The organism is Pseudomonadota bacterium, assembly GCA_039028155.1.
GTDB lineage: Bacteria > Pseudomonadota > Alphaproteobacteria > SP197 > SP197 > JANQGO01.
On sequence record JBCCIS010000022.1, the window covers coordinates 39,475 to 57,240 of the forward strand.

Below are 17,766 nucleotides of genomic sequence, written 5' to 3' on the forward strand. Positions count from 1 at the left end.
GACCGCCTCCCAAAATGTCTAAATGTGAATAGCGCGCTTGCCGACCGCCAAGGCGGCTTCCTTGACCGCTTCGGAGAACGTCGGGTGCGCATGACAGGTGCGCGCGATGTCTTCTGCTGAGCCGCCGAACTCCATCGCCACCGCCGCCTCGGCAATCAACTCGCCGGCGTTGGCACCGATGATGTGCACACCAAGCACCCGATCGGTCTTGGCATCCGCCAGGATCTTAACGAACCCCGCCGTTTGGTCATAGGTGCGCGCCCGGCTGTTCGCCAGGAAGGGAAACATGCCGGCGACGTAATCAACCCCTTCCGCCTTTAGTTCTTCCTCGGTCTTGCCGACACCAGCGGCTTCGGGATCGGTATAGACGACGCCAGGAATGACGCCGTAGTTCACGTGACCTGCCTGTCCGGCGATGATCTCGGCGACAGCGACACCTTCGTCCTCGCCCTTATGCGCCAGCATCGGACCGCGCACGCAGTCGCCAATCGCATAAATGCCGTCGATGGTGGTGCGGAAGTGATCGTCGATCTCGACCATGCCGCGGCTGTCCAAAACGACACCGACGTCTTCGAGGCCCAGGCCAGCCGTATAGGCGCGACGGCCGACAGCGACCAAAACAACATCACAGTCCACAGTCTCGCTGTCGCCGCCCTGTGCCGGTTCGACTTTGACTCTAAGGCTGCTCTTCGTTGCCTCGACACCGGTCACCTTGGTGCCAAGGCGGAACGTCATGCCCTGGCGCTTCAGGAGTTTCTGGAATTCCTTGGCGACATCGCCGTCCATGGTCGGCGTGATGCGGTCGAGGAACTCGACGACCGTGACCTCGCTACCCAGGCGCCGCCACACCGAACCCATCTCCAGACCGATATAGCCGGCGCCAATGACGATCATGTGTTTGGGCACCTGCTTCAGTGACAACGCCCCGGTCGACGAGACAACGCGCTCTTCGTCGATCTCGATGCCGGGCAGACTGACCGGCTCCGACCCCGTCGCAATAATGATGTTCTTGGCCGTCAGGGTGTGGCTCTCGCCATCGCCGGCAACCACGACGGTCTGTTTGCCGGTCAGGGTCGCCGCGCCATAGAAGGGCGTGATCTTGTTCTTCTTGAACAAACCGGCGACACCCTTGGTCAGCGTATCCACGACCTTGTCCTTGCGTTTCATCATGGCAGCCAGGTCGAGGTCGACGCCCTTGACGGCGATGCCGTGATGACCCAGATGGCTGGCCGTCTGCTCATAAAGCTCGGATGACTGCAACAATGCCTTGGAGGGAATGCACCCGACGTTCAGACAGGTCCCGCCCAATGTCTTGCGCTTTTCGACCACAGCGGTCTTCAGGCCCAGTTGGGCGCAGCGAATGGCGCAGACGTAACCCGCCGGACCGGCACCGATGACGACGACATCGAACGCTTGTTCGCTCATGGCACTTCTTCCCTCCTCGTCCTCACGTCAGTCATACCCGGCCTGAGCGCCATGATCCATACTAGAGCGGAGTTGTGACGTTCAGCCGTAGAACAGGCCGCAGAGGCGCTCGGGTCGACAGGTCGACCCCTCACAAAAACCCTTCGGTTTCAAAGGGTAAAGGCGCTAAATGTCGAGCAGCAGGCGCTGGGGGTCCTCAATCGCGTCCTTGATGCGCACCAGGAACGTGACGGCCTCACGACCGTCGATGATGCGGTGGTCGTAGCTCAGCGCCAGGTACATCATGGGTCGCGCTTCGATGGCGCCATCGACCACCATGGGACGTTCCTGAATTTTGTGCATACCCAGAATGCCCGACTGGGGTGGATTCAAAATTGGCGTCGACATCATGGAACCGAAGATGCCGCCATTGGAGATGGTGAACGTACCGCCGGTCAAGTCGCCTGTCGTCAGTTCGCCTTCGCGCGCCTTGCGGCCCATCTCGTTGATCGTCTGCTCAACTTCGGCAAACGACATCTTGTCGGCGTCGCGAAGCACGGGAACGATTAGGCCCTGGGGCGAGCTCACCGCGACGCCGATGTTGTAATAGTACTTGTAGACGATCTCGTCGCCAGCGATCTCGCCATTGACGGCAGGGATGTCCTTCAGCGCCTGAACCGCGGCCTTGACGAAGAACGACATGAAACCCAGGCGTACACCGTGCTTCTTTTCGAACCGGTCGCGGTACTCCTTGCGGGCCGCCATGACCGCCGACATGTCGACCTCGTTGAAGGTCGTCAGCATGGCGGCGTTGTCCTGAGCGGCCTTCAGGCGCTCAGCAATGCTGCGGCGCAGCCGCGTCATCTTGACGCGCTTCTCGCGGCCCTCCGGATCGGCCGGCGTCGGCGGCACGATCGTTTTTGTCTTCTGCGGCGCGGCGGCGGCTGGTGTAGCGGCCGGCGCCGGCTCGGCAGCCTTCGGCGCCGTCGCAGGCGCGCTGTCGCTGGACTCCAGGAATGCAAGCACGTCGCCCTTTAGCAATCGGCCATCCTTGCCCGTGCCCTTGATGGCGCTGGGATCAAGGTTGTTCTCCTTGATAAGCTTGCTGACCGCCGGCGACAACGCGATGTCGGCGCTATCGGCCTTGTCGGGCGCCGCGTCGGGCTCTTCGGCAACAGGCGTCTCGGCTGGCGCTTCCGGCGATGCGCCGCCTGCCGCCCCCTCGTTGAGGCGGGCCAATAAAGCGCCGACCTCCACGTCAGTGCCTTCACCGGCGACGACTTCGGCCAGGACACCGTCGGCTGGTGCGTAGACCTCCATGGTGACCTTGTCGGTCTCCAGTTCCACCAGGGCCTCGTCCATCTTGACGGCGTCGCCCTGCTTCTTGAACCAGTTGGCGACCGTCGCCTCCGTTACCGACTCACCCAGCTGCGGAACCGTGATGTCGACTGTCATCGTGCCTGTCCTCTGGCGATAAAGCGGGCGCGCGCCATCATCCGGTCAGCGCCTCCATAACGAGCGCTTCCTGTTCGCGCTGATGAACCTTGATGAACCCAGTGGCCGGCGAGGCGGCATCGGGACGCCCGACGTAACGCGGGTACCGCGCTGTCGTCTTGTGGGCGTCCAGTTCCTGTTCGATCTGATCGGAGACATAGGTCCACGCACCCATGTTGCGCGGTTCCTCCTGGCACCAGATGAACTCGGCATTGGGATAGTAATCCACGGCCTCCTGCAACGCGCCGATCGGAAACGGTGCCAGTTGCTCCAGGCGGACAAAGGTGACGTCGTCGAGGCCGAGCTCTGCGCGCTTTTCGTAGAGATCGTAGTAGACCTTGCCGGTACACATGATGACGCGCTTCATGTCCTCGCCGCGCTTGGCGTCGTCCAACTCCCACAGGGTGCGATGAAACTGCGTGTCGCCGCTGAAATCGTCGATCGACGACACACACAGCTTGTGGCGCAACAGCGACTTCGGCGTGAAAATGATCAGCGGCTTGCGGAAGTTGCGTTTCATCTGGCGGCGCAGCACGTGGAAGTACGACGCCGGCGTCGTGCAGTTGACGATCTGCATATTGTCTTCAGCGGCAAGCTGCAGGTAGCGCTCCGGCCGCGCGGAACTGTGCTCTGGCCCCTGCCCTTCGTAACCGTGAGGCAGCAGCATGACCAGGCCTGACATGCGGAACCACTTGCTTTCGCCGGCAGCCAGGAACTGGTCAATAATGACCTGGGCGCCGTTCGAGAAATCGCCAAATTGCGCCTCCCACAAAACCAGGCACTTTGGATCGGTCAGGCTGTAGCCGTACTCGAAACCCAGAATGCCGGCTTCCGACAGCATGCTGTCGATGACCTCATAACGGCCTTGGTCGTCGCTGATGTGGTTCAGCGGGATATAGCGGTCTTCGGTGAGCTGGTCGATCAGGACCGAATGGCGCTGGCTGAAGGTGCCGCGACCACAGTCCTGGCCGGATAGACGCACGCTCGCGCCTTCATAAAGCAACGTGCCGAACGCAAGTGCTTCACCCATCGCCCAATCGATACCTTCACCGGTCTCGATCATCTTCTGGCGCTGCCCCATGATGCGCAGCAGCTTACGGTTGGTATTGAATTCATCGGGCGGCGTCGAAATCGCCTTGCCGACGGTGATCAGCTCGTCTTTCTTGACTGCGGTGTTACCGCGCCGCGCGCCATCGCGTTCGGCCACTTCCATGCCCGACCACGCGCCCTCAAGCCAATCGACCTTGTTGGGCTTGTAGCTCTTGGACGCCTCCAGGTCTTCTTCCAGCTGCTTGTTGAAATCCTGGATCATCTGATCGGCCTGTTTGGCCGTCATCGCGCCCTCGCTTATCAAACGCTCCGTATAGAGCTGGCGGGTCGTCGGATGCTGGGCGATGGTGCGGTACATGATCGGCTGGGTGAACGCCGGTTCGTCACCCTCGTTGTGACCATGGCGGCGGTAACAGAAGATATCGATGACGACATCGCGGCCGAACTCCTGGCGGAACTCGGCGGCCAGCCGCGCGACGTGGATCACCGCCTCCGGGTCATCTCCGTTCACGTGGAAAATCGGCGCCGCCACCATCTTCGCTACATCCGACGGATAGGGCGACGACCGCGAAAAGCTGGGGCTGGTTGTAAAGCCGATCTGGTTGTTGACGATGATATGGATCGTGCCGCCGGTCCGGTAGCCGCGCAGCTCCGACATACCAAGCGTCTCGGCGACCAGACCCTGCCCGGCGAACGAAGCGTCACCATGCAGCAGGATGCCCAAGACGCATTTGCGCTCTTCGAGCGGGCGCAGAGTCTGTTTCGCACGGACCTTGCCCTGGACCACCGGATTGACCGCTTCCAGATGTGACGGGTTGGCGGTCAGGCTCAGGTGAACCGTGCGACCGTTTTCAAGCTGGCGATCGGCCGACGTGCCCAGGTGATACTTGACGTCGCCGGAACCCTGCACCGCATCGGGGTGGCCAGCCTCGCCCTGGAACTCGGAGAACACCGCCATATAGGACTTGCGCATGACGGTCGTCAGCACGTTCAGTCGCCCGCGATGGGGCATGCCGAGCACAACATCGTCGACGCCCAGTTTGGCGGCGGTGTGGATAATCGCCTCCATCGCTGGGATCGTGCTTTCCGCGCCTTCCAGCGAAAAGCGCTTGGCGCCCGGATACTTGATGCTGAGGAACTTCTCGAAACCTTCGGAATGGTAAAGCTCGTTCAGGGTCCGTTGCTGGACTTCGGCACTCAGTTCCGGCCGGCTTCGGCTGCCTTCGAACTTGCGCTGGATCCAGGCCTTTTCCTGTGGGCTCTGGATATGCATGAACTCGACGCCGATGGTGCCGCAATAGGTCTCGCGCACCGCGTTGAGAATTTCACGCAAGGTCGCCGTTTGAAAACCGAGGACGCCGTCGACAAAGAACTCGCGGTCCAGATCCTCGTCGGTAAAGCCGTAGCTCTTGGGATCAAGCTCAGGGTGATGACGCTCGCCTTCCAGGCCCAGGGGATCGAGATTGGCGGCCAGATGACCACGCACGCGATAGGCGCGGATCATCATCAGAATGCGAATACTGTCGCGCGCCACCGCATAGTGGGAGACGCCCTGACCGGTGGCGACCGGTGCGGGCGCCCATGACGGTACCGGCGCCGCGCCGTTGCCGCCGCGGTCGGTCTGGCCTCTTGCCTGGGTGTCGTCTTCGTCGTCGCCGTATTCGATGTCGGCGATCTTGCGCGCGTCACGGCTGGGCTGAAGCTCCTCCAGCACCGATCGTTCGTCATCGTTGAGGTCGGCGAAAAACGACCGCCAACTCTCGTCTACCGCGTTGGGGTCGTTCAGGTAGCGTGCATACAGCTCTTCGATGTAGCTGCTGTTGGTTCCGTAGAGAAAGGATAGTTGGTCGGCGGTTTGTCCCATGGACCTTTACCTCGGCGCTCCAGGCGTCCGTAGTTGCATTCGACGTTATCCCCCCATGGCTTTCAGCATGGTCGTGCCCAGGCTGGCCGGTGAATCCGCGATATGGAAACCGGCGTCCTGCATGGCTGCGATTTTATCTTCTGCCTTGCCCTTGCCGCCGGAGACGATCGCGCCCGCGTGGCCCATGCGGCGGCCAGGCGGCGCGGTGACGCCGGCGATGAAACCTGTAATCGGCTTCTTGCGTTTTTCGTGTTTGATGAAATCCGCGGCGTCTTCCTCGGCGCTGCCGCCGATTTCACCGATCATGATGATGCCTTCCGTCTCATCATCCGCCAGAAACATCTCCAGGCAGTCGATGAAGTCGGTGCCGTTGACCGGGTCGCCGCCGATACCGATGCAGGTCGTCTGACCGAGGCCCGCGGCGGTCGTCTGGTGCACGCCTTCATAGGTCAGCGTGCCTGAGCGCGAGACAATACCGATCTTGCCGCGCATATGAATGTGGCCGGGCATGATGCCGATCTTGCATTCGCCGGGCGTGATAACGCCGGGGCAGTTGGGCCCAACCAGCCGCGTCGACGTACCGTCAAGCGCACGCTTGACGCGCACCATGTCGAGAACCGGGATGCCTTCGGTAATGGCGACCACCAGCGGCACGCCGGCATCGATCGATTCCAGGATCGCATCGGCCGCGAACGGCGGCGGGACATAGATGACCGACGCGTTTGCGCCGGTCTGGTCGACACAGTCCTGCACCGTGTCGAAGATCGGCAGGTCCAGATGCATGCCACCGCCCTTGCCCGGCGTCACGCCACCGACGACGTCGGTGCCGTAGGCAAGCGCCTGCTCGGTGTGAAAGGTCGCCGTCTTGCCGGTGAAACCCTGGACCAGGAGCTTGGTCGATTTGTCGACGAGAACGGCCATCAGCCTGCTCCTATCGCGGCAACCGCCTTGGCGGCGGCGTCCGACAGATCGTCGGCCGAGGTGATCTTGAGACCTGATTGATCGAGGATCGCCTTGCCCTGATCGACGTTGGTGCCTTCCAGCCGTACGACGACGGGAACCTCCAGGTTCAGTTCTTTGGCGGCCGCGACGATACCGTCGGCGATGACGTCGCAGCGCATGATGCCGCCGAAAATGTTCACCAGGATGGCCTTCACGTTGGGATCGGAGACGATGATCTTGAATGCGCTGGAGACCTGCTCCTTGGTCGCGCCGCCACCGACATCCAGGAAGTTCGCGGGCTCGCCGCCGGCGAGCTTGCAGATATCCATGGTCGCCATGGCAAGGCCGGCGCCGTTCACCATGCAGCCGATGTTGCCGTCCAGCTTGACATAATTCAGCCCGACCTCGGCGGCTTCCAATTCGGTCGGATCTTCCTGCGCGTCGTCGCGCATGGCCGCCAGATCCGCGTGACGGAACAGCGCGTTGTCATCCAGGTTGTACTTGCAGTCCAGCGCCAGCAGATCGCCGTCCTCGGTCACCACCAGCGGGTTGATCTCAAGCAGGCTGGCGTCGGTGTCGTTGAAGGCTTTGTAAAGACCGGCAACAAATTTTCCTGCCTTCTTCACCTGGTCGCCTTCGAGACCAAGCGCGAAGGCGATGCGCCGGCCATGATGACCCTGCAGGCCGGTCGCCGGATCGATCGCGATGGTCAGGATCTTCTCCGGCGTCGAGGCGGCAACCTCCTCGATGTCCATGCCGCCCTCGGTCGAGGCAATGATGGCGATGCGGCCGGCGCCGCGATCGACCAGCATGGCGAGATAAAGCTCGCGCGCGATCGACGAGCCCTCCTCGACATAGACCGCGTGGATGGGCTTGCCTTCCGGTCCGGTCTGATGGGTTTTGAGGCTGGTGCCGATCAGCGCATCGGCGGCTTGGCGGACCTCATCGCCAGAGCGGCATACCTTGATGCCGCCTGCCTTGCCGCGCCCACCGGCATGGACCTGGGCTTTGACGACCCAGAGGTCGCCACCCAACTCACCAGCTGCTTTTTCGGCTTCGTCGCCGCTGCGCGCGACTTTGCCGCGCGGGATCGCAACCCCGTACGTGGCCAAGACCTCCTTGGCCTGGAACTCATGAAGATTCATTGGGGCGCCCTGTGGGCAGTAATCATCGAAACAGCCGGCTGTTGGCGTGTTAACGGCACTTTAACATCACGGATTCCCATGACAACAGTCATCAGTGGCATCACGACGAGCTTTCTTGACTAAGTTTCACGGATTTACTTGATGGTGACCGCCATCACATCTGTCCATCAAGACGATGTGACCGATGGCCGACCGTCGGTCACGGGTTGTAGATGCCGCAGCCGAACACGTAGCCGTCATGAAGGACGACCCAGCTTGACTTCGGCTCGACCTGACCAGTCATCGGATTCTCGTACTTGTAGTCGACCCACACCCCGTGGGTGGTTGCTTGTTCGACGATGTTACGACCGAAGGGTGTGCCGTCGACATCCTGCAATCCGAGGACATCGGTGCCGACCTGATCGGGATGCAGGGCGTTCGCGACCAGGAGGCCGTCCGTCGCATCGATAACAAACAAGTAGAGTTCGTGGTGGCGGAAGTCGGGCAGCCCCATGTTGATCAACGCAAACGCGTTGGCGGCCCTTTCGTCCTCGAACACCAGAATGCCGCGCTCGACCATGATCTGGGCATCACGCGCGGTGCCCACCGCGCCATTATCGGAGGCAGCAGCGGTGGTGCCAGCGGAGATGCCAAGAACGATCAATGTGACCCAAATCAAATGCCTCATATGCCAACCTCCCCGGCATAGATGCCGCACGCGAAAATGAACCGGTCGTGCAACACGACCCACGTGGACTTGGGCGCCGGGGCGCCGGTCAACGGATCAATAAAAATGTAATCAACCCACGCGCCTTCCGGCGTGGCGTGCGAGACGATGTCCCGCACATACCGCGTGCCCGCCGAATCCACCGCGTTGATGGCGTTGGTGCCGACGCTCTGGGGGTAGAGCGCGTGCGCGGCCATGAACCCCGCCTGATCGATGACGAAGAGATAGAGGTCACGATCCCTGAATCCGGGATCCGGCGACAAGGTTATCTGGCGGAACGTGTCGCCCATGCCGGCCTGGTCATATAGAGCGATGGCGCGCGCCACCATGGCTTGCGCCTCCTCGGCGGTGCCGCGCTCCACGTCTTCGGCCTGGGCCGATGGGCCACAGACCAGGACGATCGCGAAAAGGGTCGCCAGGCGCTTCATCGATCGGCCTTTCACGAAGCGTTCAGGACACCTTCCAAGGCTTCCATCAGAGAGCGCACCGAGGCAACCGAACTGTCGAACATCGCCTGCTCGTCGCTGTTGAGTTCCATCTCGACGATCCGCTCGACACCGCCGGCGCCGATGACCACGGGCACGCCGACATAACAGTTGTCGACGCCGTACTGGCCGGTCAGATGGGCGGCGCAGGGCAGCACGCGTTTCTTGTCTCTCAGATAGGCCTCGGCCATCTCGATCGCCGACGACGCCGGCGCGTAGAACGCCGAGCCGGTCTTCAACAGACCGACGATTTCCGCACCGCCGTCGCGCGTGCGCTGCACAATCGCATCCAAACGATCCTGGGTCAGCCAACCCATCTTGATCAGGTCCGGCAACGGAATGCCGCCGACCGTCGAATAGCGCACCAGCGGCACCATGCTGTCGCCGTGACCGCCCATGACCATGGCCGTGACGTCCTCGACCGAGACGTTCATCTCCTGGGCCAGGAAGGTGCGGAAGCGCGAGCTGTCGAGTACGCCCGCCATGCCGACCACGCGCTCAGGCGGCAGGCCGGATACACGCTGCAGATGATAGACCATGACGTCCAGCGGATTGGTGATGCAAATGACGAAGGCGTCGGGCGCGTGCTCCTTGATCCCGGCGCCGACCTGGCTCATCACCTTGGCGTTGATGCCGATCAGATCGTCGCGGCTCATACCCGGTTTGCGCGGCACGCCGGCGGTGACGATGATGACGTCGGCGCCGGCGATGGGCTCATAGTCGTTGGCGCCTTCCATCACCGCGTCGAAGCCCTCGACCGCGCCCGACTGGACGAGGTCGAGCGCCTTGCCCTGGGGCACGCCCTCGGCGATGTCGAAAAGGACGGCGTCGCCCAGCTCCTTCAGACCCACGAGGTGCGCCAGGGTACCGCCGATCTGGCCTGCGCCGATCAGCGCGATCTTGCTGCGTGCCATGATGGTCAATCCTCCAAGTTTTCTATTTCAGCACCGGCATGATGAACTCCGCGCCCTGGCGGATGCCCGACGGCCAACGCTCGGTGATGGTCTTCAGCTTGGTATAGAAACGCACGCCCTCGGGCCCATGCATGTGGTGGTCGCCGAACAGCGAGCGCTTCCAACCGCCGAAGCTGTGATAGGCGACCGGCACCGGGATCGGCACGTTGACGCCGACCATGCCGACCTTGGTCCGGGTGGTGAAGTCGCGGGCGGCATCACCGTCGCGGGTGAAGATCGCCGTGCCGTTGCCGAACTCATGATCGTTCACCAGGCCAAGCGCCTGGTCATAACTCTCGGCGCGCACGACAGCGAGCACGGGGCCGAAGATCTCTTCCTTGTAGATCCGCATGTCCGGCGTCACCCGGTCGAAGATCGAGCCGCCGATGAAGTTGCCGTCCTCGTAGCCCTGCAGCGAGAAGCCGCGGCCGTCGACCACGAGATCGGCGCCTTCCTCGACACCGACGTCGATATAGTTCTTCACCTTCTCATAGTGCTGGCGCGTGACCAGAGGCCCCATATCGGCATCGGGATCGTTGTAGGGCCCGATCCTGAGGCTCTCGACACGCGGCTTGAGCTGGTCGATCAGCGCGTCGGCCACCTTGTCGCCGACGGTGACGGCGACCGAGATCGCCATGCAGCGCTCGCCCGCCGAACCATAGGCCGCGCCCATCAGGGCATCGGTCGCCTGGTCCAGGTCGGCATCGGGCATCACCACCATGTGGTTCTTGGCGCCGCCCAGCGCCTGGACCCGTTTCCCGTTGGCCGTGCCGGTGTGATAGATGTATTCGGCGATCGGCGTCGAGCCGACGAAGCTCACCGCCTGGACGGTCGGGTCGGTCAGCAGTGTGTCGACCGCCTCCTTGTCGCCGTTGACGACGTTCAGAACGCCCGGATGAGCGCCGGCCTCTTCCAGAAGCTCGGCCAGGCGCAGAGAGGTCGACGGCACCTTCTCCGACGGTTTCAGAACGAAGGTGTTGCCCGCGGCGATCGCCATCGGGAACATCCACATCGGCACCATCGCCGGGAAGTTGAACGGTGTGATGCCGGCGCACACACCGAGCGGCTGGCGCACCGAATAGCTGTCCACATTGGTGCCGACGTTCTCGGAGAACTCACCTTTCAGGACCTGGGCGATGCCGCAGGCGTATTCGACGACCTCGATGCCGCGGGTGATCGATCCCTTGGCGTCCGACAGTGTCTTCCCGTGCTCGCGCGAGGTGAGCTCGGCCAATTCGTCCATGTTGGCTTCGATCAGCGCCTTGAAGCGGAACATGACGCGCGCCCGGTTCTGGGGCGTCACGGCGGCCCAGTCGGGATGCGCCTTGGCGGCGGTCTGGATCGCCTGGCGCACCTCGTCGGCGCTAGCGAACGGCACCTGCGCGATAACCTCGCCGGTCGCCGGATTGGTCACGTCGCCCGTGCGCCCGCCGGCGCCGGCGGCGCGCTCGCCGCCGATATAGTGATAAAGCGTCTCTGCCATGGTGGTCTCCTTGGGGTCCCCTTGGGGGCCCGCAACGCAAGATGGGGAAGCTGCGGCTGTCGGCGCTAAACAACCAGCCCCCATGGCGATTCGCAAGGGGATTCTTGCACTGCAGCATAACCGACCGGACCCGGGCAGGGCACCCACGGGTGTCGGCGATCCGAACCTGAATACAGGCGAATTAAAGACAAGAAAATAAACCTCTGATTGCGCAATTTGTTCGTGCTACGTTTCAAAGACGGGAGGTGGAATCAACCTTAACGGGGAGTTCCCACGATCATGAGTCGAAGCCGGACATCACGACGCCAACACCGCAAGACCGAGTCCACACGCAAGCCTACGGCCATCGACGCCGGCGCCATCACCCGGATGGTCGCCAACGACGAGGCCAACCCGTTCCCGATGGGATCGCGCGAACACATCGCGTTCGCCTTTGCCGACGAACTGAAACGCGAGGCCGCGTCCGACAGCGAAACGCCGCTCGCCCGACAGGCGCGTCGCATCTTTCCGGCCTCGCCTGCGACGACGCGTCGCGTCGCGAGGGCGGATGTCGATGCGGTTGCGACGGAACCACCGGCGGCTACACCGCCGATTCCGGCAAGGAAGCCGGAGCAGGAGGCCACCGAAACAAGCCCGGTCGCCGCGCCGCCGACACCGACCGCAAAACCCAAGGTGCCATACCAAGAGCTGTGGCACCCCGACCAGCTACTACGCGTGTCGGACGACTTCGCTTGGAAGATCGACCAACAGGAAACATCCGAAGGCCGGTGGGACAAGGTCCATCCTTCAACAGATGCCGCAGGCCGATATCAGCTGACACCGGTTGCCCTTGATGACATCGGGCTCGTGGACGGCAACGGGGAGTGGTACGGGCACCCCTATCCCGACCTAGAGGAGTTCCTTGGAAGTCCTCAACTGCAGAACCTCGCTCTAGCCGCCTGTCTGAAAGTAACCCAAGGCTATCTGACGCAGACTTACACAAGAGAAGTCGAACCCGGCAACTCCGAAGAGGTAAGCCCCTACGATTTTCTCGGTCAGGAGATTGAAGGAAAAGTCAGAACATTCGAAGTCACGGAATCCGGACTGCTTGCCGCAGCCCACCGCTGGGGCGCCGGGAATGTTCTCGCCTATCTTCTACATCAAAGAGAAAACAAATGGGTGACGGATGAAGAGGGCTTCGGAGGCAAAAAGGACGTCTTTCTCGCCATCGAAACGCGGCTACGAGAGTTTCAGCCCATCCCCTTGTATCCGCAACCCGACTCACCGCCACTCAACGACCCAAACCTGCTCATATGATCGGTCACTTGCAACGCTTAGCGGCCGTGAGCCTGCTGCTTGCGGGCATACCGGTACACGGTGGAGAGGCAACCACTTTAAGCTTCTTTCTCGTTCCCGCCGGTTTCGAGTTCTATGGCGGCTTCGTCGACGCGAACGAAGATGGACGCGACGATCTCGTGATCCTGCTTGATCACGACGAGATTTGCGACGGAGACGTATGCGATGTCTTCTTGTTTGAGCTGGTCGTCGAGAACCGACAAATCGACTATCCCTGTGACTGGCGGCTTTACGACGAGCAACGCAGGCCGTTCAGACGGGCGTTCGACGAAAACTCCGTAACCATCGGCGGGCAAACCGTTCGGCTTGAACGCTTGCCCTATGAGCACTTCGGGACGCCGCAAGAGGACATGGCGTGCACGCTGCATCGCCGCAAATGGCCCGATTACTTTCACTTCAAGTACAAGAACGTCCTGCCTGAACCGGAGTAGGCTCTATGCCGCACGTTGAGCAACACGCGCCTGGATCTCCTTGGCACCGACACTGCCGGATCATCGATCGAATAGGGCAGACCTTAAGGCACAGTCTGGCCGCGATGATCGCCATATGGGCTCTTCTTGGTCTTGCTCGAGATCTGAACGCGGCCAATTACATCTACCTGACCCCGGACATCGGCGAGCATCTTTGGCTTGTTGAAGAGTACATGCCGACATCGTCCTACGGTGACGAATTCGCCACCGGTGCGTTGATCGAAATGGACTTCTTTGGCGGCTTCGCAGACCTCGACGGCGACGGCGTCGACGAGTTGCTGATCGCCGTCGATCACCCCATCGCCTGTGACGAGGACATGTGCGACGTCTTCACCTTCAAGGTCGATTGGCAGAGGCAGAGCCTTGCCGCCCCGTGCAACTGGCTGCCTGCCGAACGGACCCGGGCACCGATCAAACGATCGATGTTCGAGCGGTTCGTGGAAACCGTCGAACACACGGTCGTCCTGACCAACATAACCCAGCCCTATCATCACCTGTCGATCGGGACCTTTGACGGCCGGTTCGATGGGCAGCGCTGGAGAGAGTACTTCTCGGCGATCTACGATACGCCCATCGAGCGTGACGAGATACGGCTAAGCGATGTTCGCGTCGGCACCTACGACCTCAACGGCGACGGCCGCGACGAAGTCTTCATCTATGCGGTGTCGCCTTCCATGTGCGGGTTCGACGAGTGCGGCGGCGCGATCCTGGAGCTGTTGCCCGCCGAGGAAGGCGGGAGACCCGGCTGGCGCTGGATCGGCGACCTGTTCAGTCTTTACGTCGCCGACAACCTTATCATCGGCGACGACTTCTCGTCTCATCCAGCGCGCCGCATTAAGGTGCTCAACAAAGTGATCGATGGTTACCCTAGCCTGTGCACGCGGCAATTTCACTTGAGCTGGAACGGCGACACCTATGACCTCTCGGATCATGGCTGCGCCCTGCCCTAAGCCTCCTCCCGCGCCGGGCGCAGCAGCCAGGCGGCGAGAGCGACGGCGATGGCCGCGCCGATGCACTGGGAGATGACGAAGGCGGGCACGTGGTCAGGGGCGATGCCGCTGAAGCTGTCGGTGAAGGAGCGCGCGATGGTGACCGCCGGGTTGGCGAACGAGGTCGAGGCGGTGAACCAGTAGGCCGCGGTGATGAAGAGGCCGACCGTGTAGGGCACGGCGTCCGGGCGCCAGCGCAGCGTCAACAGGATGGTCGAGACGAGGCCGAAGGTGGCGACGATCTCGGCGAACCACTGGGCGGGCCCGGTGCGCGCCTTGACCGATTCCTGGATCATGGTGACATCGAACATGACGTGGGCGACGATGACGCCGAGAAGGCCGCCGATGATCTGGACGATGACGTAGAGGCCGCTGTCGCGCAGGCTGATCTGGCGCTTCAGGGCGAAAGCGAGCGTCACCGCCGGGTTGAAATGGGCGCCTGAGATCGGCCCGAACATGATGATCAAGACGATCAGGATGGCGCCGGTCGGGATCGTGTTGCCGAGCAGCGCCAGCGCCACGTTACCGCCGGCCAAAGACTCGGCCATGATGCCGGAGCCGACCACCGTCGCCAGCAGAAACGCCGTGCCCAGGGCTTCCGCCGCCAGGCGGCGCGCCAAATCAAACGTCATGATGTCTCACACAGAAGTCGTCGACGGGAATTTGGTCTCCGCAGAGCGCGGAGGTTCAGGAAGCTCTCTCCTGGTCGCGGCCGATCTGCTCGACGCGGTCCTGCAACGCCAGCTTGTCGAGCGAGGCGATCGGTAGCGCCGTGAAAAGCTTGATGCGTGCTTCCAGAGTCAAGAAAGCGTTCAGGAAGGCCTTGTCGATCTTGGCTTCGTCGGTCTCGGCCGCCGGATCGGGCACGCCCCAGTGGGCACTGATCGGCTGGCCCGGCCAGACCGGGCACACCTCGGCCGCCGCCTGGTCGCAGACCGTGAAGACGAAGTCGAGCGCCGGGGCGCCCGTTTGCGCGAACGCGTCCCACGACTTCGATCGCAGACCATCGGTCAACAGGTTGCGTTTTTCCAGAAGCGCGATGGCGTGCGGGTTCACCGTTCCCGTGGGATGGCTGCCGGCGCTGTAGGCGTTGAACGTCTTCTGGCCCCACAGGTTCAGAATGGCCTCGGCCATGATGCTGCGCGCCGAGTTGCCGGTGCATAGAAACAAAACGTTGAACGGTCTGCGCGTTGCGTCGCCCATACCCCGGCCTCCCCACTGCCATACACAACGACATGCTAGTCCCGTTCGATGTCACATTTATGTCGTCGCGTGGTCGAGTTTGGAATTGGCCGCCTTCAGCAACAGGCGTCCGGTGCCTTCGGCTCGTGGGGCGCGTCGTTCTCGGCAGCAATGTGCGCGATGTTGGCGTCGTCCAACTTGTCGGTGCCGTAGGTGACGGAGGTGCCATAGGTGTGAAAGGTCTCCCACGCGACGCCGCCGGGATCGACCGTCCACGACTTCGCCGACTGGTGATAGCAGCAGGCGCCTTCGCTGAGGTCGCTGGTTGCCTGGCCGGCCGCCTTCAGACGCTCTGTCACCTCGTCCAGCTCGGCGCGGTCGTCAACGTCGATGCCAAGGTGATCGACGCCGGGTTTGCGGTCGCGCGACGTCGTCGCGAAGTTGACGCAGGGCTCGTCCAGGCGCCAGCGCGCATAGTCGTCCTTCACAACATCCGGACGGGCGCCGAACAGGGCGGAGTAGAAGGTGATCGCCTGGTCGAGATCCTCGACATTAACGCTGACGTGCAGTCGCTTCATGGCTCATTCTCCTCAAGTATTAATGCGCCGGCGTTTGACAGCGGCACGGTCGGTGCGCAGGTGCCGCCGGAGCCCCGGCAGCAATTCTCGGTCAAAAAACCGACCAGATCCTCCATCGCCGCGAAGTTGGCGGCATAGATGATCGAGCGGCCATCGCGGCGCGATCCGACCAGACCGGCCTGGGCTAGCTGGTTCAGGTGAAAGGACAAGGTGGCGGGCGCAACACTGAGCGCGCGGGCGATCTCGCCGGCGGCCATGCCCGGCGGACCAGCCTCGACCAATAGGCGGAATGCGGCCAGCCGGTGTTCCTGGGCCAGCGCCTGAAGCGCTTCTATGGTCTGTCCGGTGTTCATAGTTTGATATTTATGGAATTATCAAACTACGTCAAGAGCCAATCGCGGGATGCTGGATCAAGCAAGTCTGACTGGTATCGCCCGCGCCATCGTCTATATGTCACTCATGTCAAAACCTCTGGACGAATCAGGTCTCGACCTCGCCTTTATCGACGTCGTGGCCGACTGGCTGATGGACGAGGCGCTGGCCGACACGACCATGTCCGAGCTGGTCAAAGGCTGCTGTCAGCGCCTGCATGCGGCCGGCGTGCCGCTATCGCGCGCGATGGTCAGCTATCGCACACTGCATCCTCTGTTCGGCGCGATCTGGCTGATGTGGCATCGCGGAGAAGGCATGGGCACCTACGAAATGCCCCACGGCCGGGTCGGTGACGAGGTGTTCCGCAAGAGCCCCTTCTTTCACATGCTCGATAGCGGCGTGCCGTATCTGCGACGCAAGCTCGAGGGCAATGACACCCTGCTCGACTTTCCTGTGCTGCAGGATCTCACCGAACAGGGGGCCACCGACTATCTGGCGGGCAATGTCCCGTTTGGCCCCTCCACGGCCATGGAGTCGAGCGGTGACGGCATCTTCGTATCGTGGACGACCGACCGGCCCGGCGGTTTCAGCGAGACCGATATTCGCTCGCTTCGGCGCATCCAAAAGCGGCTCGCGGTTGCCTGCAAGGTCAGGATCAGAACCGAGGTGACGCAGAACATCGTCACCACCTATCTGGGCCCCGACCCGGGCAGCCGGGTCTTGGATGGCCGCATCAAGCGCGGCGACGGCGAATCCATCCACGCGGTCATCTGGTATTCGGATCTCAGAAACTCGACGCGCCTGGCCGAACTCCTGTCACCGGCCGACTATCTGGCCGCGCTCAACAGCTATTTCGAGTGCACGGCCGGTGCCGTGCTGGACCACGGCGGACAGGTCCTGCTTTTGATCGGTGACGCGGTGTTGGCCATCTTTCCGACCGCCGAAGCCGGCGAAAAAGCCGCCGCGGCCAAGGCACTGGCCGCGGCCAAGGAGGCCGGCGAACGCATGGAGGAAATCAACGTCCAGCGTCACGATGCCGGCGAGAGCCGCCTGACCTGCGGCCTGGCGCTCCATATCGGCGATCTGACCTACGGCAATATCGGCGTACCGCAGCGCCTGCAGTTCACCGTGGTCGGCCCCGCCGCCAACCAGGTCGCGCGCATCGAAGCGCTGACCAAGACACTCGACCGGCCGCTGTTGGCAAGCGCCGAGTTCGCCGGTGTTCTGGATGTGGCGTGGGAAGACCTGGGAAGCCACGTCCTGAAAGGCATTCCCCAGCCGGTCGACGTCTTCGCGCCGCCGTCAGCCTGACTT

General features: G+C 62.4%; 17 protein-coding genes. 4 read left to right on the forward strand and 13 right to left on the reverse strand.

The genetic code is table 11. The features are described from left to right. Nucleotides 1-18: 18 nt before the first annotated feature. The 9 genes from lpdA to AAF563_13325 all read right to left on the reverse strand — a co-directional run bounded on the left by lpdA (nucleotide 19) and on the right by AAF563_13325 (nucleotide 11,526). Nucleotides 19-1,425, reverse strand: coding sequence for a dihydrolipoyl dehydrogenase (gene lpdA, locus AAF563_13285; protein ID MEM7122250.1), 1,407 nt, complete (start codon nucleotides 1,423-1,425; stop codon nucleotides 19-21). 165 nt (nucleotides 1,426-1,590) lie between these two features. Next, nucleotides 1,591-2,859, reverse strand: coding sequence for a 2-oxoglutarate dehydrogenase complex dihydrolipoyllysine-residue succinyltransferase (gene odhB, locus AAF563_13290; protein ID MEM7122251.1), 1,269 nt, complete (start codon nucleotides 2,857-2,859; stop codon nucleotides 1,591-1,593). Between the two features lie 37 nt (nucleotides 2,860-2,896). Then, the gene (locus AAF563_13295) at nucleotides 2,897-5,812 is read right to left on the reverse strand and encodes a 2-oxoglutarate dehydrogenase E1 component (GenBank protein ID MEM7122252.1); all 2,916 of its coding nucleotides are present in this window, start codon (nucleotides 5,810-5,812) and stop codon (nucleotides 2,897-2,899) included. A gap of 45 nt (nucleotides 5,813-5,857) precedes the next feature. Beyond that, a complete protein-coding gene (gene sucD, locus AAF563_13300; GenBank protein ID MEM7122253.1) occupies nucleotides 5,858-6,733 on the reverse strand; it encodes a succinate--CoA ligase subunit alpha in 876 nt (291 codons plus the stop codon). Next, complete coding sequence (gene sucC, locus AAF563_13305) at nucleotides 6,733-7,899, reverse strand: ADP-forming succinate--CoA ligase subunit beta (GenBank protein MEM7122254.1); 1,167 nt, start codon at nucleotides 7,897-7,899, stop codon at nucleotides 6,733-6,735. Before sucC ends, sucD begins: the two co-directional genes overlap by 1 nt. 199 nt (nucleotides 7,900-8,098) lie before the next feature. Continuing rightward, on the reverse strand, nucleotides 8,099-8,566 hold the full coding sequence (locus AAF563_13310) for a cache domain-containing protein (GenBank protein ID MEM7122255.1): 468 nt from the start codon (nucleotides 8,564-8,566) through the stop codon (nucleotides 8,099-8,101). After that, nucleotides 8,563-9,048 (reverse strand): cache domain-containing protein, encoded by a 486-nt coding sequence (locus AAF563_13315; GenBank protein ID MEM7122256.1) that lies wholly within the window; start codon nucleotides 9,046-9,048, stop codon nucleotides 8,563-8,565. Before AAF563_13315 ends, AAF563_13310 begins: the two co-directional genes overlap by 4 nt. Continuing rightward, a complete protein-coding gene (gene mdh / locus AAF563_13320; protein ID MEM7122257.1) occupies nucleotides 9,045-10,004 on the reverse strand; it encodes a malate dehydrogenase in 960 nt (319 codons plus the stop codon). The genes AAF563_13315 and mdh overlap by 4 nt, the downstream gene beginning before the upstream one ends. A 22-nt stretch (nucleotides 10,005-10,026) precedes the next feature. Further along, nucleotides 10,027-11,526 carry a CoA-acylating methylmalonate-semialdehyde dehydrogenase gene (locus AAF563_13325; protein MEM7122258.1) on the reverse strand — a complete coding sequence of 500 codons (1,500 nt, stop codon included), beginning with the start codon at nucleotides 11,524-11,526 and terminating at the stop codon, nucleotides 10,027-10,029. A 369-nt stretch (nucleotides 11,527-11,895) separates the two neighbouring features. On the opposite strand from AAF563_13325, the gene AAF563_13330 reads away from it, so the two are divergent. The 3 genes from AAF563_13330 (at nucleotide 11,896) to AAF563_13340 (ending at nucleotide 14,281) form a co-directional block, all read left to right on the forward strand. Next, nucleotides 11,896-12,822, forward strand: a complete 927-nt coding sequence (locus AAF563_13330; GenBank protein MEM7122259.1) for a hypothetical protein — start codon at nucleotides 11,896-11,898, stop codon at nucleotides 12,820-12,822. Nucleotides 12,823-12,848: 26 nt separating this feature from the next. Then, the gene (locus AAF563_13335) at nucleotides 12,849-13,292 is read left to right on the forward strand and encodes a hypothetical protein (protein ID MEM7122260.1); all 444 of its coding nucleotides are present in this window, start codon (nucleotides 12,849-12,851) and stop codon (nucleotides 13,290-13,292) included. 212 nt (nucleotides 13,293-13,504) lie between these two features. Further along, nucleotides 13,505-14,281 carry a hypothetical protein gene (locus tag AAF563_13340; protein MEM7122261.1) on the forward strand — a complete coding sequence of 259 codons (777 nt, stop codon included), beginning with the start codon at nucleotides 13,505-13,507 and terminating at the stop codon, nucleotides 14,279-14,281. Here AAF563_13340 and AAF563_13345 read toward each other — a convergent pair. From AAF563_13345 to AAF563_13360, 4 genes are all read right to left on the reverse strand, one after another. Next, the gene (locus tag AAF563_13345) at nucleotides 14,278-14,952 is read right to left on the reverse strand and encodes an MIP/aquaporin family protein (protein ID MEM7122262.1); all 675 of its coding nucleotides are present in this window, start codon (nucleotides 14,950-14,952) and stop codon (nucleotides 14,278-14,280) included. The two genes, AAF563_13340 and AAF563_13345, sit on opposite strands and share 4 nt — an antisense overlap. A gap of 55 nt (nucleotides 14,953-15,007) precedes the next feature. Then, a complete protein-coding gene (locus tag AAF563_13350; GenBank protein MEM7122263.1) occupies nucleotides 15,008-15,523 on the reverse strand; it encodes an arsenate reductase ArsC in 516 nt (171 codons plus the stop codon). A 95-nt stretch (nucleotides 15,524-15,618) separates the two neighbouring features. After that, nucleotides 15,619-16,080, reverse strand: coding sequence for an ArsI/CadI family heavy metal resistance metalloenzyme (locus tag AAF563_13355; protein MEM7122264.1), 462 nt, complete (start codon nucleotides 16,078-16,080; stop codon nucleotides 15,619-15,621). Further along, nucleotides 16,077-16,433, reverse strand: coding sequence for a metalloregulator ArsR/SmtB family transcription factor (locus AAF563_13360; protein ID MEM7122265.1), 357 nt, complete (start codon nucleotides 16,431-16,433; stop codon nucleotides 16,077-16,079). The genes AAF563_13355 and AAF563_13360 overlap by 4 nt, the downstream gene beginning before the upstream one ends. A 49-nt stretch (nucleotides 16,434-16,482) precedes the next feature. Here AAF563_13360 and AAF563_13365 point away from each other — a divergent pair, with 49 nt between their 5' ends. Further along, a complete protein-coding gene (locus AAF563_13365) occupies nucleotides 16,483-17,763 on the forward strand; it encodes an adenylate/guanylate cyclase domain-containing protein (protein ID MEM7122266.1) in 1,281 nt (426 codons plus the stop codon). Nucleotides 17,764-17,766: the final 3 nt, after the last annotated feature.